16 protein-coding genes and 2 pseudogenes are annotated in these 17,493 nt (G+C 69.4%); 10 read left to right on the plus strand and 8 right to left on the minus strand.

The window, feature by feature from the left end:
• Nucleotides 1–83 precede the first annotated feature (83 nt).
• On the minus strand, nucleotides 84–323 hold the full coding sequence (locus MCBG_RS10930) for a nucleotidyltransferase family protein (protein ID WP_334553501.1): 240 nt from the start codon (nucleotides 321–323) through the stop codon (nucleotides 84–86).
• Nucleotides 324–591: 268 nt separating this feature from the next.
• On the opposite strand from MCBG_RS10930, the gene MCBG_RS10935 reads away from it, so the two are divergent.
• The 4 genes from MCBG_RS10935 to MCBG_RS10950 all read left to right on the plus strand — a co-directional run bounded on the left by MCBG_RS10935 (nucleotide 592) and on the right by MCBG_RS10950 (nucleotide 4,849).
• Nucleotides 592–1,602 carry a mechanosensitive ion channel family protein gene (locus tag MCBG_RS10935; protein WP_043325454.1) on the plus strand — a complete coding sequence of 337 codons (1,011 nt, stop codon included), beginning with the start codon at nucleotides 592–594 and terminating at the stop codon, nucleotides 1,600–1,602.
• A gap of 93 nt (nucleotides 1,603–1,695) precedes the next feature.
• A complete protein-coding gene (locus MCBG_RS10940; RefSeq protein WP_124779049.1) occupies nucleotides 1,696–3,066 on the plus strand; it encodes a cytochrome ubiquinol oxidase subunit I in 1,371 nt (456 codons plus the stop codon).
• Nucleotides 3,063–4,082, plus strand: coding sequence for a cytochrome d ubiquinol oxidase subunit II (locus MCBG_RS10945; protein ID WP_030275000.1), 1,020 nt, complete (start codon nucleotides 3,063–3,065; stop codon nucleotides 4,080–4,082). The genes MCBG_RS10940 and MCBG_RS10945 overlap by 4 nt, the downstream gene beginning before the upstream one ends.
• Nucleotides 4,079–4,849: a hypothetical protein gene (locus tag MCBG_RS10950; protein WP_043325455.1), complete on the plus strand. Its 771-nt coding sequence runs from the start codon at nucleotides 4,079–4,081 to the stop codon at nucleotides 4,847–4,849. Before MCBG_RS10945 ends, MCBG_RS10950 begins: the two co-directional genes overlap by 4 nt.
• Nucleotides 4,850–5,194: 345 nt before the next feature.
• On the opposite strand, the gene MCBG_RS10955 is transcribed toward MCBG_RS10950, so the two are convergent.
• Nucleotides 5,195–7,672, minus strand: a complete 2,478-nt coding sequence (locus tag MCBG_RS10955) for an ATP-dependent Clp protease ATP-binding subunit (protein ID WP_043325456.1) — start codon at nucleotides 7,670–7,672, stop codon at nucleotides 5,195–5,197.
• Between the two features lie 664 nt (nucleotides 7,673–8,336).
• On the opposite strand from MCBG_RS10955, the gene MCBG_RS10960 reads away from it, so the two are divergent.
• A complete protein-coding gene (locus tag MCBG_RS10960) occupies nucleotides 8,337–8,864 on the plus strand; it encodes a DUF1345 domain-containing protein (protein ID WP_198033295.1) in 528 nt (175 codons plus the stop codon).
• 57 nt (nucleotides 8,865–8,921) lie between these two features.
• Here MCBG_RS10960 and MCBG_RS10965 read toward each other — a convergent pair whose 3' ends face one another.
• Together MCBG_RS10965 and MCBG_RS31675 are read right to left on the minus strand one after the other, a co-directional pair.
• Nucleotides 8,922–9,320, minus strand: a complete 399-nt coding sequence (locus MCBG_RS10965) for a VOC family protein (protein ID WP_223201181.1) — start codon at nucleotides 9,318–9,320, stop codon at nucleotides 8,922–8,924.
• Nucleotides 9,321–9,500: 180 nt separating this feature from the next.
• Nucleotides 9,501–10,004, minus strand: a complete 504-nt coding sequence (locus MCBG_RS31675) for a DUF892 family protein (protein ID WP_140946589.1) — start codon at nucleotides 10,002–10,004, stop codon at nucleotides 9,501–9,503.
• 1,106 nt (nucleotides 10,005–11,110) lie between these two features.
• On the opposite strand from MCBG_RS31675, the pseudogene MCBG_RS10970 reads away from it, so the two are divergent.
• The 3 genes and pseudogenes from MCBG_RS10970 to MCBG_RS10980 all read left to right on the plus strand — a co-directional run bounded on the left by MCBG_RS10970 (nucleotide 11,111) and on the right by MCBG_RS10980 (nucleotide 13,896).
• Nucleotides 11,111–11,859 (plus strand): annotated as a pseudogene (locus MCBG_RS10970) (ABC transporter ATP-binding protein).
• Between the two features lie 141 nt (nucleotides 11,860–12,000).
• On the plus strand, nucleotides 12,001–12,294 hold the full coding sequence (locus tag MCBG_RS10975; protein ID WP_030275400.1) for a hypothetical protein: 294 nt from the start codon (nucleotides 12,001–12,003) through the stop codon (nucleotides 12,292–12,294).
• A gap of 345 nt (nucleotides 12,295–12,639) precedes the next feature.
• The gene (locus tag MCBG_RS10980; protein WP_051611149.1) at nucleotides 12,640–13,896 is read left to right on the plus strand and encodes a PP2C family protein-serine/threonine phosphatase; all 1,257 of its coding nucleotides are present in this window, start codon (nucleotides 12,640–12,642) and stop codon (nucleotides 13,894–13,896) included.
• A 30-nt stretch (nucleotides 13,897–13,926) separates the two neighbouring features.
• Here the strand turns inward: MCBG_RS10980 and MCBG_RS10985 are convergent, their stop codons facing one another.
• A complete protein-coding gene (locus MCBG_RS10985; RefSeq protein ID WP_043325459.1) occupies nucleotides 13,927–14,736 on the minus strand; it encodes a SigB/SigF/SigG family RNA polymerase sigma factor in 810 nt (269 codons plus the stop codon).
• A 179-nt stretch (nucleotides 14,737–14,915) separates the two neighbouring features.
• Nucleotides 14,916–15,365: a MarR family winged helix-turn-helix transcriptional regulator gene (locus tag MCBG_RS31160; RefSeq protein WP_051611151.1), complete on the minus strand. Its 450-nt coding sequence runs from the start codon at nucleotides 15,363–15,365 to the stop codon at nucleotides 14,916–14,918.
• A 194-nt stretch (nucleotides 15,366–15,559) separates the two neighbouring features.
• On the opposite strand from MCBG_RS31160, the gene MCBG_RS10995 reads away from it, so the two are divergent.
• Nucleotides 15,560–16,225: an NAD(P)-dependent oxidoreductase gene (locus MCBG_RS10995; RefSeq protein ID WP_051611152.1), complete on the plus strand. Its 666-nt coding sequence runs from the start codon at nucleotides 15,560–15,562 to the stop codon at nucleotides 16,223–16,225.
• A gap of 107 nt (nucleotides 16,226–16,332) precedes the next feature.
• Nucleotides 16,333–16,557, plus strand: coding sequence for a hypothetical protein (locus MCBG_RS11000; RefSeq protein ID WP_043325461.1), 225 nt, complete (start codon nucleotides 16,333–16,335; stop codon nucleotides 16,555–16,557).
• A 347-nt stretch (nucleotides 16,558–16,904) separates the two neighbouring features.
• Here the strand turns inward: MCBG_RS11000 and MCBG_RS11005 are convergent, their stop codons facing one another.
• Together MCBG_RS11005 and MCBG_RS31680 are read right to left on the minus strand one after the other, a co-directional pair.
• Nucleotides 16,905–17,165 (minus strand): hypothetical protein, encoded by a 261-nt coding sequence (locus MCBG_RS11005; RefSeq protein ID WP_030275063.1) that lies wholly within the window; start codon nucleotides 17,163–17,165, stop codon nucleotides 16,905–16,907.
• Nucleotides 17,166–17,170: 5 nt separating this feature from the next.
• Nucleotides 17,171–17,332 (minus strand): annotated as a pseudogene (locus MCBG_RS31680) (Fe-Mn family superoxide dismutase); the annotation flags it as partial.
• Between the last annotated feature and the right edge of the window lie 161 nt (nucleotides 17,333–17,493).

The following is a 17,493-nucleotide window of genomic DNA, read 5'->3' on the forward strand; positions in this document are numbered from 1 at the left end:
ACATCCTTAGACGCACTCACATGTCGCAACGGGGCACCCTGCGATTAGCAGGTCGACTCGGGCAGCGGGCTTCGAGCGCCGGGTCACATCACGACGCGGACACCAGGCCAGCGTTCGGTGGGGCGGTGGCGGGCGAGTCGCCGCCGGGAGATCTCCGCGCTGGCCCTGGCCGGGTTGCGCCGCCACACCCCATCGAGCAGATCGTCGGGGCCGTGGGGCGCGCATACCGTGATCTGGTCATGCGCGTCGAGGCGTACGGCCACGGCGGTGGCGTACTCGGGCCAGGTGGCAATGGCATCGGCGACGGTCCGCAACGGCGCCACCGGACCTCCGCCGAACTTGGCCGGGTACCAGGTGTGCACCGCGGCCTGGTTTTTGCCTCCCACGGCGGATTCGGCTAGCGCGGATGATCACGGGCGACCTCCTCGCCACCCGAGCCCCGGGCGGCGGCGCCGCGTGCCGCGGCCGCCGGGGACTTCGGCCGGTCGCGATGTACGCCCGGCGATCGGCCGTCTCGTGACACGCTGCCGTGGGGACGACCCGGACGGGAGCGGAAGTAATGACCATCGGTATCGCGGTGAACGGCAGCTGATGGGCCGAGCGGTGATCATGCTGGCCGCGGTGGCGGCGGCCGTGCTGGTGGACGTGCTCAGCGGCGTACTCGTCAACCGGATCGCCCATGGTCGCTACAAATGGCTGCTGGCGCCGCTGCGCCAGGCCTGCCGCCGCCCGACGACCGCCGTTCTGCTACTCGCTGGCCTCTACGCCGCGCTGCCGGGAGGGCCGGGCCGGTGGCTGCGCGAGGGCCGGCACGCCATCCTGTTGCTGCTGATCGGCAGCGTCGCCTTGCTGGTGGTCAGGGCGCTGCACGTCGCCGAGTTCGTGGCGTTCAGCCGGCTGCCGGCCGGGGTGATGGCCGGCCGTCGGATCCGCCGCACCCGCACCCAGATCCGGCCGGTGCGACGGTTGACCTCGACGGCGGTCACGATCGTCGCGATCGGTCTGATCATGACCACCTTCGAGCCGATACGCCTGTTCGGCATCTCGGTGCTCACCTCGGCCGGTGTGATCGGCGCCGTGATCGGCCTGTCCGCCCGGACCGCGCTGGGCAATGCCTTCGCCGGCATCCAGGTCGCCTTCGCGGACGGCCTCTACATCGGTGACGTGCTCGTCATCGACGGCGAGTGGGGTCGCGTCGAGGAGGTGAAACTGACTAACGTGGTGATCCGGCTCTGGGACGACCGCCGGCTCATCCTGCCCACGACCTACTTCACCGAGCGCCCGTTCCAGAACTGGACGCGACACGAGACCCGGGTGGTCGGCAAGGTCCAGATCCACGTCGACCACACCGCCAACCTGGACGACCTGCGCGTCGAGGCGCAGCGCCTGATCGAGGCGTCGCCGCTGTGGGACCGGCATCAGTGGGTGCTTCAGATGGTCGATGCCAACCCGCAGACCGTCGTCATCCAGATCCAGGCGTCCGCCGCCGACGGGCCGAGCGCCTGGGACCTCCGCTGCGACCTGCGCGAGGCGATGGTTCGCTACCTGCGGGAGAAGCACCCGCAGTGGCTGCCCCGCACCCGCAGCGAGTACAAGCCCTGATTCCGCGCCCGGGATGCGGCATTCGCGTTGCCGACCAGCAGCCGGGCCGTTAGACCACCATAGGGCTGACACGCAACGAAGGTGGGGAACCCGATGCTGGTTGACCTGCTCGCCCAGGACGCCGCCCCGGGAGACCTCATGGCGGCGCGGGTGCAGATGGCCCTGTCCCTGGGCTGGCACATCGTGATCGCCTCGTTCGGCGTCGGCATGCCGGCGGTCACCGTCTTCGCCGAGTGGCGCGGTCTGCGCACCGGGGACCCGACCTTCACCCGGCTGGCGCACCGCTGGGCCAAGGCGATGGGCGTGCTGTTCGCGGTCGGCGCGGTGTCGGGGACCATCCTGTCGTTCGAGATGGGGCTGCTCTGGCCCGGCCTGATGGGCCGCTTCGGCGACGTGATCGGCCTGCCGTTCGCGATGGAGGGCATCGCGTTCTTCGTCGAGGCCATCTTCGTCGGGATCTACCTGTACGCCTGGGACCGGGTGCCACCCCGGGTGCACCTGCTCTCCGGACTGCCGGTCTGTGTCGCGGGCGTGGCGTCCGCGTTCTTCGTGGTGTCGGCAAACGCCTGGATGAACCAGCCCCGCGGCTTCGACCTGGTCTCCGGCGAGGTCACCGACGTCAGGCCGTGGCAGGCGATGTTCAACCCGGCGACGCCGCCGCAGACCCTGCACATGATCGTCGCAGCGTTCATGGTGACCGGCTTCGGCATCGCCAGCGTCTACGCGGTGGCCCTGCTGCGCGGCCGCCGGGACCGCTACCACCGGCTCGGCTTCGCCATCCCGTTCACCGTCGCTGCGGTGCTCTCCCCGGTGCAGGTCGTGGTCGGCGACTGGGCGGCGCACTTCGTCGCGGAGTACCAGCCCACCAAGCTCGCCGCGATGGAGGGGCTGGCCCGCACCGAGGCCGGCGCGCCGCTCTCGCTCGGCGGCGTCTACGTCGACGGGGAACTGCGGTACGCAGTCGAGGTGCCCAACGCCCTGTCGCTGCTGGCCAGGTGGGATCCGGACGCCGTGGTCATGGGCCTGGACCAGGTGCCCGACGATCAGGAGCCACCGGTGACGGTGGTCAAGTGGGCGTTCCAGCTGATGGTGGCCATCGGCTTCGGGCTGGTAGCGCTTTCCGCCTGGTGGGCGCTTGCGTGGTGGCGGCGTCGGGGTCCGCCGCGCTCGCCGTGGTTCCTGCGGGCCGCCGCCCTGTCCGGGGTCGCCGCCGCCGTCGCGGTCGAGGCCGGCTGGGTCGTCACCGAGGTCGGGCGGCAACCCTGGATCGTGTACGGCGTGCTGCGCACCGCCGAGGCGGTAAATCCGGCGCCGGGCCTGGCCACCGGCCTGGCCCTGGTCACCGCCGTCTACGCGGTGCTCACCGTCGCCACCGTCGCGGTTCTGTGGCGGATGGCCTGCCACCGCGACGAGCCGGTCGCTCCGCAGGAGGGCGTACCCGAACCGGTGGACAGCGGCCGATGACCGTCGTCGACGTCCTGCTCGGGGTGCTGCTGGCCGGTCTGACGCTCTACACCCTGCTCGCCGGCGCGGACTTCGGCGCCGGGATCTGGGACCTCCTCGCCGGCGGGGCGCGCCGCGGCGCAGCCCGCCGGGAACTGATCGCGCACTCGATCGGCCCGGTGTGGGAGGCCAACCACGTCTGGCTGATCCTGGTGATCACCCTGTTCTGGACCACCTTTCCGCCCGCGTTCGCCGCGTTCGCCTCCACCCTTTACATCCCGCTGACCCTGGCCGCGCTGGGCATCATCGGTCGTGGCGCGGCCTTCGCCTTCCGCAAGGCCAGTCACACCCTCACCGAGCAACGCCTCTACGGCGCCACCTTCGCGCTCTCCTCGGTGGCCACCCCTTTCTTCCTCGGCTCGATCGTCGGCGCAGTCGCCTCCGGTCGCGTCCCGCCCGGCATCGCCGAGGGTGACATCTGGCGCAGCTGGCTCAATCCCACCTCCATCTACGGGGGACTGCTCGCGATCGGCGTGTGCGCGTACCTCGCCGCGGTCTACCTCATCCACGACGCGCGCCGCGCCGGTGCCGCCGACCTGGTGGCCCAGTTCCGCCGCCGCGCCCTGGTCACCGGCATAGTGGTGGGCGTCGGCGCGGCGGCCGGGCTGGCCGTCGTCGCCGCCGACGCGCCGGACCTTTTCGCCGATCTTCGGGGCCGGGCGCTCGCCCTGGTGCTGCTCTCGTTCGCCGCGGGGCTCGGGTCGCTGGTGCTGATCGCCACCGGCCGCTACCGGGCGGTGCGGGTGACCGCGGCCCTCGCGGTCGCGGCCGTCCTCTGGGCCTGGGGCGCCGCCCAGTACCCAGACCTGCTGCCGCCCGACCTGACCGTCACCGAGGCGGCCGGTGATCCCACCGTGCTCGCCACGGTGCTCGCCGTCCTCGCGGTCGGAGCGCTGCTGCTGGCGCCCTCCCTGCTCTGGCTGTTCGGCATCTTCCAGCGCTCCAAGCCGGCCGCCGGCAACCCACCGCCCCGGTGACGCTCACCCGGGCGGGCAGCCTGTGGGCGGCGCTGGCGGCGGCGGTGGCGCTGGGAGCCCTGCACCTTCTCGCGCCGGCCATCCGCCGGAGACTGCCGGTGCCCACCCACGCGGCGACGTCCCTCGGTGGCGGCATCGCCGCCGCGTACGTGTTCCTCTACCTGCTGCCGCGCCTCGCGGAGGGCAACCAGGCGGTGGCCCACGTCCTGGAGGAGGAGATCAGGCCCACCCCGGCCCGCGGATTCGTGCTGTTCCTCGTCGCGCTGGTCGGCTTCTTCACGTTCTACGCCCTGGAACGTGTCACCCACCGCTCGCAGCAGCGCCGGCAAGAGGCCACCCGGCTGGTCTTCGGGTTCCAGCTCGGCTTCTTCGCCCTGTACAGCGGCCTGATCACGTACACCCTGGCGACTAAGCTGGACGCGGGGCTCGGGCCGGCGGTGCTGTTCGCCGTCGCCATGGGGCTGCACGTGCTGGCCACCGACGGCGTCCTGGCCGAGCACTTCCCGGTCAGCCTCACCACCGGGTGGCGCCTCGTCCTGGTCGCCGGCGCCGCCGGCGGCTGGGTGACCGCGGTCGCCGTCCAGCCCACCGGCGTGCTGATGAACGTGCTCACCGCCTTCCTGGGTGGCGGGATCCTGCTCAACATTTTCGTCGACGAACTGGCCCCCGAAAGGCACTCCAGCTTCACCTGGTTCACCATCGGCCTGGCCGCCTACTCCGGCCTGCTCGCCTTCGCGACCTTCACCACCGACGTCGGCGCTGCCTGAGGACGATCACCGGCCGCCTCCAGATGGCCAGCCGGTGATGGCGGCCGGTTGTCAGCGACTGACCGTCACGTCGACCGTTCCGGCGCTCACGGTGCCGTCGTTCAGTGGGGTGCAGCGGATGCCGCCCGTGCGGCGCAGCGCCTTCTACGCATTGGGGGCCGATGGCGACGTCCTTCAGGCACAGGGGGTTGGCCGGGCGGTTGTTCCGCAGGCTGACCGGCCTGCGCCGGCGTCGTCGTCAAGCCCTCCCAGCACGGCCGCGGTTTGGATGATCTGCTGCAACAACTCGCCGGGGTGGAGCCCCCGGGACACACCGCGACGGCTCGCCGAGCTGCTCGTCGGGTGTCACGTGCCAGCCGGTACGGCGGCGGGCCGGACCGAGAGGTCGAGCTCGCCGCCGACGACGTTGACCTCGATGGTGTCGCCCGGATTCGCCCCGTCATCGAGCAGCAGGGTCGACAGCCGGTCTTCCAACTCGCGCTGGATGCTGCGCCGCAGTGGCCGCGCCCCGTACTCGGGCTGGTAGCCCCGGTTGGCCAGCCACTGCGTGGCGTCCGGGCTGATCTCGAGGTTGATGTTCTGTGCGTGCAACCGACGGCGGGTGCGGTCCAGCAGCAGGCCGGTGATCTCAAGGAGCTGGTCCCGGTCCAGGCCGGTGAAGACGATGATCTCGTCGATCCGGTTGAGGAATTCCGGCCGGAACCGCTGCCCCAGCAGCCCCATCAGTTCCTCGCGCTGGTCGTTGACCGGACGCCCTGCCGCCTGCGCGGCCAGAATGCGGTCCGCGCCGATGTTGCTCGTCATGATCAGGATGGTGTTGCTGAAATCGACCGTGCGGCCCTGCGCGTCGGTGAGGCGACCGTCGTCGAGCACCTGCAGCAGTGCGTTGAACACATCCGCATGCGCCTTCTCCACCTCGTCGAAGAGCAGCACCGAGTATGGCCGGCGCCGGACCGCCTCGGTGAGCTGACCGGCCTCCTCGTACCCGACGTAGCCCGGGGGCGCTCCGACCAGCCGGCTGACCGTGTGCTGCTCCTGGAACTCGCTCATGTCGAAGCGGATCATGCTGGACTCGTCGCCGAAGAGCGCCGCGGCGAGGGCTCTGGCCAGTTCGGTCTTGCCGACGCCGGTGGGTCCGAGGAAGAGGAACGACCCGTCGGGTCGCTGGGGGTCACTCAGCCCGGAACGCGATCGGCGTACGGCGGCCGCCACAGCCCGTACGGCCTCGTGCTGGCCGACCACGCGCTCGTGCAGTTGCTCCTCGATGCGCCTCAGCCTCTGCTTCTCCACCTCCGTGAGCTGGGTGACGGGAACACCGGTACGGCGGCTGACCACCTCGGCGATGTCGCTCATATGCACCTCGGGCACCGGAGGCGTGCCCTCCTGCGCCGCCGCCAGATCCCGCTCTGCCGCACCGATCTCGGCTTTCAGCGCACCCGCGCGTTGATAATCCTCGTTCGCCACCGCGCTGTCCTTCTCCCGGCGCAGCTGGGACAGCCGCCTTTCGATCTCCTTCTTGTCCGGAGCCGGGGTGCGGGAACGAAGCCGGACCCGGGCCCCCGCCTGGTCGAGCAGGTCGATGGCCTTGTCCGGCAGAAACCGGTCGGTGATGTAACGGTGGGACAGTTCAGCCGCGGCGTCCAGCGCTTCGTCCGTGTAGCGCACCTGATGGTGCGCCTCGTACCGGTCACGTATGCCCTTGAGGATCGCGACGGTGTCCTCCACGCTCGGCTCCGACACCAGGATCGGCTGGAACCGGCGCTCCAGCGCAGGATCCTTCTCGATGTAGCGACGGTACTCGTTCAGTGTCGTCGCACCGACCACGTGCAGTTCGCCGCGGGCCAGGGCGGGCTTGAGCATGTTGCCGGCATCCATCGCCCCCTCGCCACCGCCGCCCGCGCCGACAACGGTGTGCAGTTCGTCGATGAAGAGGATCAGCCCGTCCTCGCCCGACGTCACCTCCTGGATCACGTTCTTCAGGCGCTCTTCGAACTCACCGCGGTACTTGGTGCCCGCCACCATCCCGGACAGGTCGAGTGCGACCACACGCCGGTTGGCCAGGGTTTCGGGCACCTCGTCGTTGACGATGCGCTGCGCGATGCCCTCGACGATCGCCGTCTTGCCGACGCCCGGCTCGCCGGTGAGCACCGGATTGTTCTTCGTACGCCGGGAGAGCACTTCGATCGTGTCGTCGATCTCGTCATCACGGCCGACGACCGGATCGAGCCGACCGGCCCGGGCGTCCTCGGTGAGGTCCCGCCCGTACTGGTCAAGGGTGGGGGTGCTGCTGGCTCCGCGCCCGTCGGCACCGCCCGCCGGCGGCGTGGGCCCGGTGACGGCCCCACCGAGCGCCCGCAACGCCCGGCCCGCGGTCGTCTCCGGGTTCGCGGCGATGCCGAGCAGGAGGTGTTCGGGGCCGATGTACGTCGCGCCGGACCGTCGCGACTCGCGGTGCGCGTCGAGCAGGGCGCGCTTCGCCGCCGGCGCGAGCGGAGGCGTGTCCTCGCGTGGCCTGCCCTTGGGGACGGCCGACTCTATCTGGCGGGCCAGGTCGTCGGGGTCGGCGCCGCTCGCGCCGAGCATCCGGCGGGTGGGGTCGGCCTGGGCTGCGGCCCACAGCAGGTGCTCGACATTGAGGTACGGGCTGCCCCACTCCGTAGCCTGCTCGGCTGCCCGTTGCAGCAGTTGCCGCGACTCGGTGGAGAGCAGCCGGGACAGGTCGACCCGCTCCACCGGACGTCCCGCGAACGGGTCTCCGCCGAAGAACCGACTGATCAAGTCGTCCAAGGAGCCGCCAGGGATGCGGAACGCGTCGAGCGACATCTCATACCCTTTCTGCCGGTGGGGTGGGTCCTCGGCACAGGCCCACCTGAACGCTACGCACCTTTCGCCCACAGGGTTGGCCTTTATGGGTTTCTGGGGAGGCCAGGGTTTGTACTCGCTGCGGGTGCAGGGCAGCCACTGAGGGTGGTTGTCGCGGAGGTCGCACCGGAGCGTCCCAGGCGCTGGGCCCCGTCGGCGCCTGCGGCCTGCCCACCATCGGATCGGCGCCTTGACCGGCAGGCCGGGAGGCGCGGGACCCCGGTACCCGCGGACCCTGCGGTCTGCCCTCACGAGCGCTGCGTTGTTACCGGTGGACTTGACCCAGGCGTCCGGCAGGCGTCCGAGTTTGGCCATCGGCGGGGGACCGAATTGCGCTCAGTGTTCCGACAGCACCACGCTCTCCGCCGTCTTGCGCCCCAGACATCTCCGCCGAGTTCGGGCGGCGAAGGCGTGATCGAAAGGCGGCGGTGTACTTGCGGTCGCGGATGAGGAACCCTCCCCGCAGCACACCGGCCACCCCGCCCCACCCTCGATGCGGCCCGATCCGGTGATGGCTCCGGGTTTCCGCTGGCCGGCCCGGTTGATCCGGAACGCTGAACGGGTGGAGCAGCGATCGGGACGTGCGCCGGGACGCCTGCTGTCCGTCAGGCGTGCGCTGTGGTCGTTGGCCGCCGGTGTCGTCGCCGGCACGGCCACCGCGCTCGTCGGGGCGCCGGAGCTGACGCCGCTGGTGGTCTGGACGATCGCGGCGGGCACGATCCTCGTTTGGGTGTGGCGGGCCTGCTGGTCGGCGAGCCCGAAGCGTACCGAGCAGCTTGCCGAGGCGGAGCAGCACTCCCGTTCCACCGACTCGGCGATCCTGATCGCGTCCGTTGCCAGTCTCGCCGCCGTGGCCGAGGCGCTCGTGCGCGCCTCGAACCAGCATGACGCAGTGGCAGTCACGCTGGTGATCCTCAGCGTCATCGCGGTGGTCCTGGCGTGGGCGCTGGTGAACACGGTCTTCGCGTTGAAGTACGCCCGGCTGTGCTACCGCGACGGCGGTGGCATCGACTTCAAGCGGGGAGATCCACCGGCGTACGCCGACTTCGCGTACATCGCCTTCACGGTCGGCATGTCCTATGCCCCGGGCGAGAACGAACCGACGAGTAACCACATGCGCCGGATCGCGCTCGGGCACGCACTGCTCTCGTAAACCTTCGGAACCGGCACCCTGGCCGTCGCCGTCAACCTGGTCACCAACCTTGGTCAGTCATGACCCACCCCGCAGCACATGAAAGAACTTCCAGGCATACCCGTATGGGTCCTCGACCTCGACGTACCGCTCGCCCCACGCAGCATCCAGTGGGCCAGCCCCGATCACGCAGCCCGCGATGCGGCAACTCCGGGCCATCTCATCAACGTCTTCTACCTCGATGCCGATGACCATGCCCAGACCGCGCGGCCCTGCCAACGTCTGACGCTCCCGCGCACTGTCGGGAAACGGCATGCCCACTAACGCATCGACCAGCAGCTGCAATGGACCCCGGCGCAGGATAGCCATCAGCACCTTGCCATCCCGACCCGGCACGGTTCCGACCGGTACGAAACCGAAGCCTTCGTAAAACGACGCAGCCGCGCCCACGTCCTCGACCCGCAACCCGACCCGCACCGGAGGCTCACCACTCAGAGGGGGGCCTAAAACTGGCTGGCCGGCGTCCCCGCCTAGCCGGCATGTGGACAGGATGATCACAGGCAAGAGCGAGAGGATGACCTCCTCATCGGACGGCTGCAGACCTTCCAGCCTCCCTGTCTCCGGAGGCTGGTAGCCCCTGTGGTGCCCGACGTAAGCTCACGCGGGCCGAGCGACGGGGGTTAGGAGTCGTACGCCCAATTCGTGGCCGTACCGTTCAATTTCAGCCGCACTCTCCTGCTTCTGGACGAGGTTGGCGTGTAGATACTGCACACACTGGGCCTCACCCATAATAATCGCCCAATCAAAAAGGGTCTTGTGTGCCGCAATGGTGAGGTATAGGAACCGAATCAGAGTATCGACTGCGAATTGATCAACGAGGCCGACTGAGGGGTTTGTGCGTACGAAGCTTTCAAATTGCCCATACATGCCTTCAACAGCGTCGGACCGGGTTGAAAGCGGGGAGGTGCCGAATGCCTTGGCGCAGGAGTTGATGTTGTGATTCCACTGCATACATTCCTGTTGCTTGCGCCGTACGATCTGCCTGAGATCGTCACTAACTCGATGGGCCAAGAAGTCGAGAACCCGCCGCCCGGATATCTCCATTTCACCTAGTATGCCTAGCTCATAGATGAACAGGTCACGCGTCGTATTAATCGCCATGCGCTCCTCCTGACCTCGCTGGCGAGCCGCCACGGCCTACCCGTTCAGAAACCACCAAAACGCGGCAGGCAAGCCAGCAGGAAGGGTGTAAATTTGCGCATGTCGAACGAGCGGCCGAGAAGGATGAATGAGCCATCCCTGTCTGCCATCGACCCGCCCCTCCTGGGGAGCGGGCCGCCGCCCGGCCCGCCACGTCAAGCGGGCCTTGACGCGCGTACGGACGCTGTCGGAACAGACTGAGTCGGCTCTCGTGTCACGGACCGCGCCCCCGGCGGACATCGCCACAGTGGCGCAGTTGACCCAACCTTGCCCGGCACGGACCCGGCTTCCGGGGTCGGAGCTGACCACCAGCGACCACCCCTCCCCCTCCCAGGTGAGCAGTTGACCTGACCCTGCACGGCTGCGAAGCCGGCTCCTGGACGACCGACATGCCTTCGCGCGGACACCGCCCCCAAGCTTGGAGCTTGCCGCGCGGACCCGACGCCCTCCCTTCGCCGCGCTGCTCAGGCGCGGCGCGGCCGGCTGCTGGCGAGAACCTCCACCACTCTCCCCGCTATCCCGTCTGTGGCGGCTCCGGGGCTCCCCGCTGTCCGCGCCAGCCGCCGGGCGTCAGGCGTGACGGCCGCAGAGCGACAGCGGCAGCGGCCGGCGCGCGCCCAGGCGGCGGCGCGTACGGCCCGTTGCGGGCCGCCTTGAAGACGTACAGAAACTTTGAACAGCCTCGTCGGGACATCGTTGTCGGGACATCGTCGGCACGTCGTTGGCACGTCGTCGGCACGTCGGCACGTCGGCACGTCTGTCCGACTCCGGTTGATGCGTTGCACGGTGGCTTCACTTGATGGGTGACACTCCGCCGAGTGCTGGTGGAGTTGAGTGTGACCGGGCAGCGCTATCGCGCAGTCTGGAAGTTGAAGCTGGCCTGTCCGTGACGAAGGTCGCCGAACGCTTCGGCGTCTCGCGCCGGTGGGTGTGATCACCGGCGTTCTCGGCGCCCCGTACCTCATCTATCTGCTCGTCCGCACGAACCGCGCGGGAGGCTCGCTGTGACCACCGACCATTCACTGACGGTCGAGAAACTGACCGTCGGCTAGGGCGGCCGCGTCGTCATCGAATCACTCGATCTGCTCGTCCCGCCCGGCCGGATCACCGCGATCGTCGGTGCCAACGCGTGCGGGGAATCGACGCTGCTGCGGTCGATGTCGCGGCTACTCGCCCCGCGAACCGGCCACGTCATGCTGGACGGCCGCGAAGTACACAGGATGCCGGCCAAGGAGCTGGCCCGAACGCTCGGCCTGCTCCCCCAGTCACCGATCGCGCCCGAGGGCAGCACCGTGGCCGACCTGGTCGGCCGGGGCCGCAACCCGCACCAACGCCTGCTGTCACGATGGAGCAGGGACGACGACCGGGCGGTGGCCGCCGCCCTCGACGCCACCCACATCGCCGACCTGGCCGACCGGTCGATCGACGAGCTCTCCGGGGGGCAGCGTCAACGGGTGTGGATCGCCATGGCGCTGGCCCAGCAGACCGAGCTGCTGCTACTCGACGAGCCGACCACCTTTCTCGACGTCAGCCACCAGGTCGAGGTGTTGGACCTGCTCACCGACCTGAACCTCACTCGCGGCAGCACGATCGTGATGGTCCTGCACGATCTGAACATGGCGGCCCGCTACGCAGATCACCTCATCGCCCTCGCCGACGGCGGCCTGCACGCAGCAGGTGCGCCGACCGATGTGCTGACCGAGGACTGCGTCCGCGCCGTCTTCGGCCTGGACAGCCAGGTCATCCCGATCCGGTCTCCGGCAAGCCGCTGATGCTACCGATGGGCCGTCACCACATCCGGGCCGCGCAGTCGTAGGCCGACAGCGGCGCATCTCCACGTCCTGCGTTACGCCCCGGCGTCCTGCCGCGTCGCGCCGGCACCAGTTACGACACCCCATAAGATGGTTCACCTCAGCGAGGGTGATCGACTACGGTACGGGTTCGGTCGAGCGGGTAGGTGATCGGCATGGACTCAGTGCGGATGCCCTTCGGCGGTGGTGCGGACAGCGCGCCGGTCCGCCGGGCCGTCCGGGAGGTCCTCGTCGGCTGGCAGGCCACGCACGTCACCGACGACGCGCTCACCGTCATCACGGAACTCGTGCACAACGTCATCAGGCACACCGGTGCCGGGGGCAGGGTCGAGTTGACCCGCAGTCGGACGCGATCCGGATCGAGGTTTTCGACGACTCCGATCGACCACTGCGTCGCTTCGAGCCGGACCCGCACCGCATCGGCGGTCGTGGCCTGCTGATCGTCGACGCGATGGCGCGCAACTGGGGCACGAGAACCACCCCGCACGGCGAGCCCGGCAAAGTGGTCTGGGCGGAGATCTCCCTCGACCGGTCCGCCTGACCGCCCCTCACCGCGAGGCCCGGCCTGCCTCACCTGGCCGGCACCGCACCGCCACCGGCCGCACCGATGACTCGTCCCGGCGGGCCCGTGGCCTGGAGAGGCGCCCCACGGGCGGGCGAGGCGACGCTGTCCTACCCGGCTCGTGCGGGCAGGTGATAATCGACAGGTTTACACAACAGGTGGATGGTGCATCGTGTCGGCGTCACCGTCCGCGTGACGGTCGCGGCCGGAGAGAGGATCTGTCGTGATCAGTGACGCCGACCTGCCGACGGTGCCGCCCACCGGCATGCCGTCGGGGCTGGCGAATCCGGCGTCGTCGCCGACAACCGCGGAGCCGGCGGTCCTTCTCATCGAGGATGACCCCGGTGATGCGTTGCTCACCCGGGAGCTGCTGAGCGACAGCGGAATCAGCAACCGGTTCACCCAGGCGAGCAGCCTGAAAGAGGCCGCGGCCGCGCCGACGACGCCGGACTGCGTGCTGCTCGACCTGCACCTGCCCGACTGCCAGGGGCTGGAGGCGCTCGGCCGGGTGCTGCACCGATGGCCGGACGCGGCAGTGGTGGTGCTCACCGGCCTGGACGACGCGGCCACCAGAACGGCGGCTGTCGCCGCCGGAGCACAGGACTACCTGGTCAAGGGTCACATCGACGGCGCGCTCCTGGGCCGCACGATCCAGTACGCCATTCAGCGCCGACGGGCCGTGGTGACGGAGCGGCAGCTACGCGACAGCCGGATGCAGGCCAGCGAGAACACGCGGCTGCAACGCGGCCTGCTCCCTACGCCACTGGTCACCGACCCCGCGCTGGCGGTCGTCAGCAGATACGTGCCGGGACGGGGACGGTCACTGCTCGGCGGTGACTTCTTCGACCTGGTGCAGGACGAGGATCACACGCTCCACGCCGTCATCGGTGACGTCTGCGGCAACGGTCCGGATGAGGCAGCCATCGGCGTCGGCCTACGCGTCGGGTGGCGCACCCTCACCCTGGCCGGGGTGGAGAAGGCCGCCCGGATGCGGCTGCTGGAACAGGTGCTCGTCGCCGAGCGGCCACGTGAGTCGATGTTCGCGACCGCCTGCACCATCCGCGTCGTCCCAGACCGCTCGCAGGTGATCATCGTGAGCGCCGGTCACCCCGCGCCACTGGTGATCACGCCCGGCTCGGCCGACCCCGCGCCGATCCGCCACCATCTCGGGCTGGGCATGTTCCCCGGGCGAGGTCGCTGGCAGGAGTCGGTCGTCACGCTCCCGGCGGGCGCAGGTCTGCTGCTGTACACCGACGGCGTCTACGAGGGGTTCAGCGAGGACGGGACCCGCCTCGGCGAGGAACGCTTCATAGAACTCGCCGCCACGCTGAGCACCGTCACGGAACCGGGCGACTTTCTCACCGCCCTGCTCGACAAGATCAGACGCAGCGACGACGGCCGGCACAGCGATGACACGGCCCTGCTCTACCTGACCTGGCCCGCCGGGGCGGACGCCGCGCCGATCGGCCCTGATCGGTGAAGGGCGCGGGCGCAGCCCACACTGCTCTGCTCAGACCTCGGTGAGCTGGCCGCGCAGCTTGGTCAGGGCGCGGGCGAGCAGCCGGGACACGTGCATCTGGGAGACACCGACCCGGGCGGCGATCTCGCTCTGGGTCAGGTTGCCGTAGAAGCGCAGCGTGAGGATCTTCTGCTCCCGCTCGTCGAGCGTGGCGAGCGCCGGGCCGAGGGAGGCGCGCAGGTCGGCCAGCTCGTACTCGTTGTCCTCGGCGCCGAGGGTGTCGCCCAGCTCGGTGGCGCTGTCGCCGTCGCCGATCGGGGTGGACAGCGACACCGCGTTGTAGGCGCGGGCGCCTTCCAGGCCTTCGAGCACCTCTTCCTCGGTGACGTCGAGGTGGGCGGCGATGTCGGCGACGGTCGGTGCCCGGTTGAGCGTCTGGGTCAGCGTGCTGTTCGCCTCGGAGATGCGCAGCCGCAGCTCCTGCAGGCGGCGCGGAACCCGGATGTTCCAGGTGCGGTCGCGGAAGTGCCGCTTGATCTCGCCGAGGATCGTCGGGATGGCGAAGCCGGCGAAGTCGACGCCGCGCGAGGCGTCGAACCGGTCCACCGCCTTGATCAGGCCCAGCGCCGCGGTCTGCGCGAGGTCGCCGGCCGGCTCGCCGCGCCCGCTGTAGCGGGCGGCCAGGTGGTTCGCCAGCGGCAGCCACGCCTCGATGACCTGGTTGCGCAGGGCGGCCCGCTGCGGGTGGCCGGCGGGCAGCGCGGCGAGCGCCGCGATCAGCTCACTGGCGCGGCTCTCCTCGCCGGTCTGCGACGCGCGATGCACCTCGGTCGCGGTCGATGCCATGGTCATCGTGGTCATGCTGCCCTTCCCCGCCTTCGTGCGAACTGGCGCCCCAAGCACCGATGGTGAACGAACCATAGACGACACGACAGCAAGAATCAACCGATCAGCTGATGTACAAAACCTGCCATAAGCATCAAAGCGGATTTCCCCCACCGGCGGCGCCTCACGAGTTCACAGATTGACCGCTTCGCGCCTCAACTGCCCGCTCCGGCGGCGAATCTGGTCAGCAGACGGGCGAACTGGTGCTTCTCCTCGGTCGTGAAGCCTGCCGTCGCCGCACGCAGACGGGCGTGCCGGAACGTCCGGGCCCGCTCGTGCAGGGCGACGCCGTCGGGGGTGAGGCGCACCAGACTCTGCCGAGCGTCGACCCGACCCGCCAACCGCACCACCACGCCGCAGGTCTCGGCGCGACCGACCAGGCGACTGGCAGTCGAAGGTGCAACCTCCAACGCGGTGGCGATCTGACCGACGGATGCCTCTCCGGCCGGCTCCGCTGCGATCGCCGTGACCACCAGCAGAGTGGACAGGTCGACGGATCGATTGTCGTGCTCGAGGGCCGCCGGTGTCCGGAAGAAACGGCGCAGCCGGAGCAGCGCCTCGTCGACCGCTACGAGATCCGGGTCTTCAGCCGGACGAGAGGACATGTGTGTGCGATACACACGTTGGACCGAGGAGGTGCGCGATGGATCGGATTCTCGTGACCGGTGCTACCGGCACTGTGGGATCGGTGGTGGTGCGGCACCTTCGGGCGGCCGACGTCGCGGCTGCCGCGGCGTCGGCGCATCCGCCCGCCGTTCGCGCACCGTGAGCGCCACCACTGGACAACCAGGAGCCCGTCATGAACATCGCCCTCATCGGCGGCACCGGACGCACCAACCGGCTGGTGCTGGACGTCCTCACCGATCGCGGCCACCGGGTCACAGTTCTGGTTCGGGATCCTGGCAGGCTCGGCCGCGCCGCCGACGACGCCGACGCGCGGGTGATTCGCGGGGACGTGCGCGACGTCGAGGCACTCCGGCGGCTCGTCGACGGCTGCGACGTGGTCATCTCCGCGCTCGGGCCGACCGACAAGGAGGCCGATCTGCACACCGACGCCGCGAGAGCACTGGTTGACGTCATGCGGGACGCCGGCGTGAACCGCTTCGTCGGCATCAGTGGCGCCGGTGTCGACGTGCCGGGTGACCGCAAGTCCCGCCGCGACAAGGTCATCAGCTGGTTGATCAACAAGCTCGGCGGCCCACTCGTCGCGGACAAGCCCGCCGAGCTCGCCGTATGGCGGGCCAGCGCCCTGGACTGGACCCTCGTCCGGCTGCCCCGCCTCACGGACGGCCCGGCGACGGGCCGAGTCGAGCACCATGCGAGCGAATCGACGAGCCAGACCAGCACCCGACCGTTCGACTACATCCATCGATGGTCACGATGGCGACGACGACACCAGTACCGCGCCAGAACAGCCCACTACCAGCGAAGACTCCAACTTCACCAGGTGCGGCTGGAGCACTAGGCCAGGTGGCCTTGCTGGCGGGTCCTGTGGGCCAGAGGGTGCGCCGGCGATCCTCTACCGTTCGATCGAGCGGGCCGTCAAGGTTTCAGCCCGCTCAGGGCGTTCGCGTGCAGGACCCTCAGACGAGAGGCATTGCGGACCGGAACGTCCCGGAGTGGGCCGACGCCGCGTACGAGCTGGCCGCGCTGCTCGACGTCGATGACCTGCTCGTCTTCATCCCAGGGACGATCGCCGTCGTGTGTGCCGTTCTCCTCACCGGCGACCGGGCACTAGACAGGGTTATCCGCATCGCGGCGCGTTCTGATGGCAGCAGTGGAACCGACGACGGCTAATCCTCAAGTCTGATTGGGCGCACGGCGTCGAACATCAATCATCCTGGAATACTGTCACCTGTTGCCGCCGCGGGCGGGGCATGTTCTGCCGCGACAACTCGTAGGCCCGGTTTACAGGCACAGCCACACAGACGCGATCTTCGCTGACACACACTTAACGAAGATTACGTCGAGGTATCCCAACACTCTCTGAGCCAGGTTCGCTGGGCCTGAGCCGCCCCGGGTTATGTGGAGACGGCTCTACAAGATCCGGGGCGGTTCATCCGCCGCATCGGGCCTGCCCGAGCTCGGCGGTGACGCTGCGGTTGCCCGCTGGGTTCCGCCTCCGGGCGGAACCCAGCGGACCGTCATGCCGGTTGGGACTGGACGGTGTTGGCCAAGAGTAAGGACAGCTCCCGGACCAGGTCGTCCATCGACTGGCGGCTCTGCGCCTTGACCAGGCCCAGAGCGAGATCGGCCAGGAGGTAGAAGCCGAGGGTGCGGGACTGCTCGGAGCCGAACGCCGACATCAGTTCCTCCGCGCCCGCGAGGTCACCGCGATGCTTGGCCGCGATGACCCCGGCGGCGCGTTGGACGATCTCGGCCGCCTCGGGGGTGTACCCGGTCATCCCGATCAGATCTTCGGGGTGGCGGCGCGGGCGGCGTCGAAGCGGGAGATGACGTCGGTCCAGTTGACCAGGTTCCACAGCCGGTCCACGTAGTCCGGGCGGACGTTGCGGTACTGCAGGTAGTAGGCGTGCTCCCAGGCGTCGAACACCAGGATCGGGGTTGAGCCCTGCCCGACGTTGGCTGGCGCAACCAATTAGACGCGCCCGTACTGAAACGGTCGCCGACATCCGATCATCAACGGATCACTACGCGATCTACTTACTCCGCGTGGAGCACGGCCGCTACAACGGCGATTGTAGTGAAGGAAGGCTCGGCGCAAGGCGTTAG

The organism is Micromonospora sp. M42, from assembly GCF_000568915.1.
Lineage (GTDB): Bacteria > Actinomycetota > Actinomycetes > Mycobacteriales > Micromonosporaceae > Micromonospora > Micromonospora chalcea.

Coding starts and splice junctions, on each gene's coding strand:
- MCBG_RS10935 (WP_043325454.1), top strand. CDS start 592: ATGGGCCGAGCGGTGATCATGCTGGCCGCGGTGGCGGCGGCCGTGCTG.
- MCBG_RS10945 (WP_030275000.1), top strand. CDS start 3,063: ATGACCGTCGTCGACGTCCTGCTCGGGGTGCTGCTGGCCGGTCTGACG.
- MCBG_RS10955 (WP_043325456.1), bottom strand. CDS start 7,672: ATGTCGCTCGACGCGTTCCGCATCCCTGGCGGCTCCTTGGACGACTTG.
- MCBG_RS31160 (WP_051611151.1), bottom strand. CDS start 15,365: ATGTCCTCTCGTCCGGCTGAAGACCCGGATCTCGTAGCGGTCGACGAG.
- MCBG_RS11005 (WP_030275063.1), bottom strand. CDS start 17,165: ATGACCGGGTACACCCCCGAGGCGGCCGAGATCGTCCAACGCGCCGCC.
- MCBG_RS10985 (WP_043325459.1), bottom strand. CDS start 14,736: ATGACCACGATGACCATGGCATCGACCGCGACCGAGGTGCATCGCGCG.
- MCBG_RS31675 (WP_140946589.1), bottom strand. CDS start 10,004: ATGGCGATTAATACGACGCGTGACCTGTTCATCTATGAGCTAGGCATA.
- MCBG_RS10995 (WP_051611152.1), top strand. CDS start 15,560: ATGAACATCGCCCTCATCGGCGGCACCGGACGCACCAACCGGCTGGTG.
- MCBG_RS10940 (WP_124779049.1), top strand. CDS start 1,696: ATGCTGGTTGACCTGCTCGCCCAGGACGCCGCCCCGGGAGACCTCATG.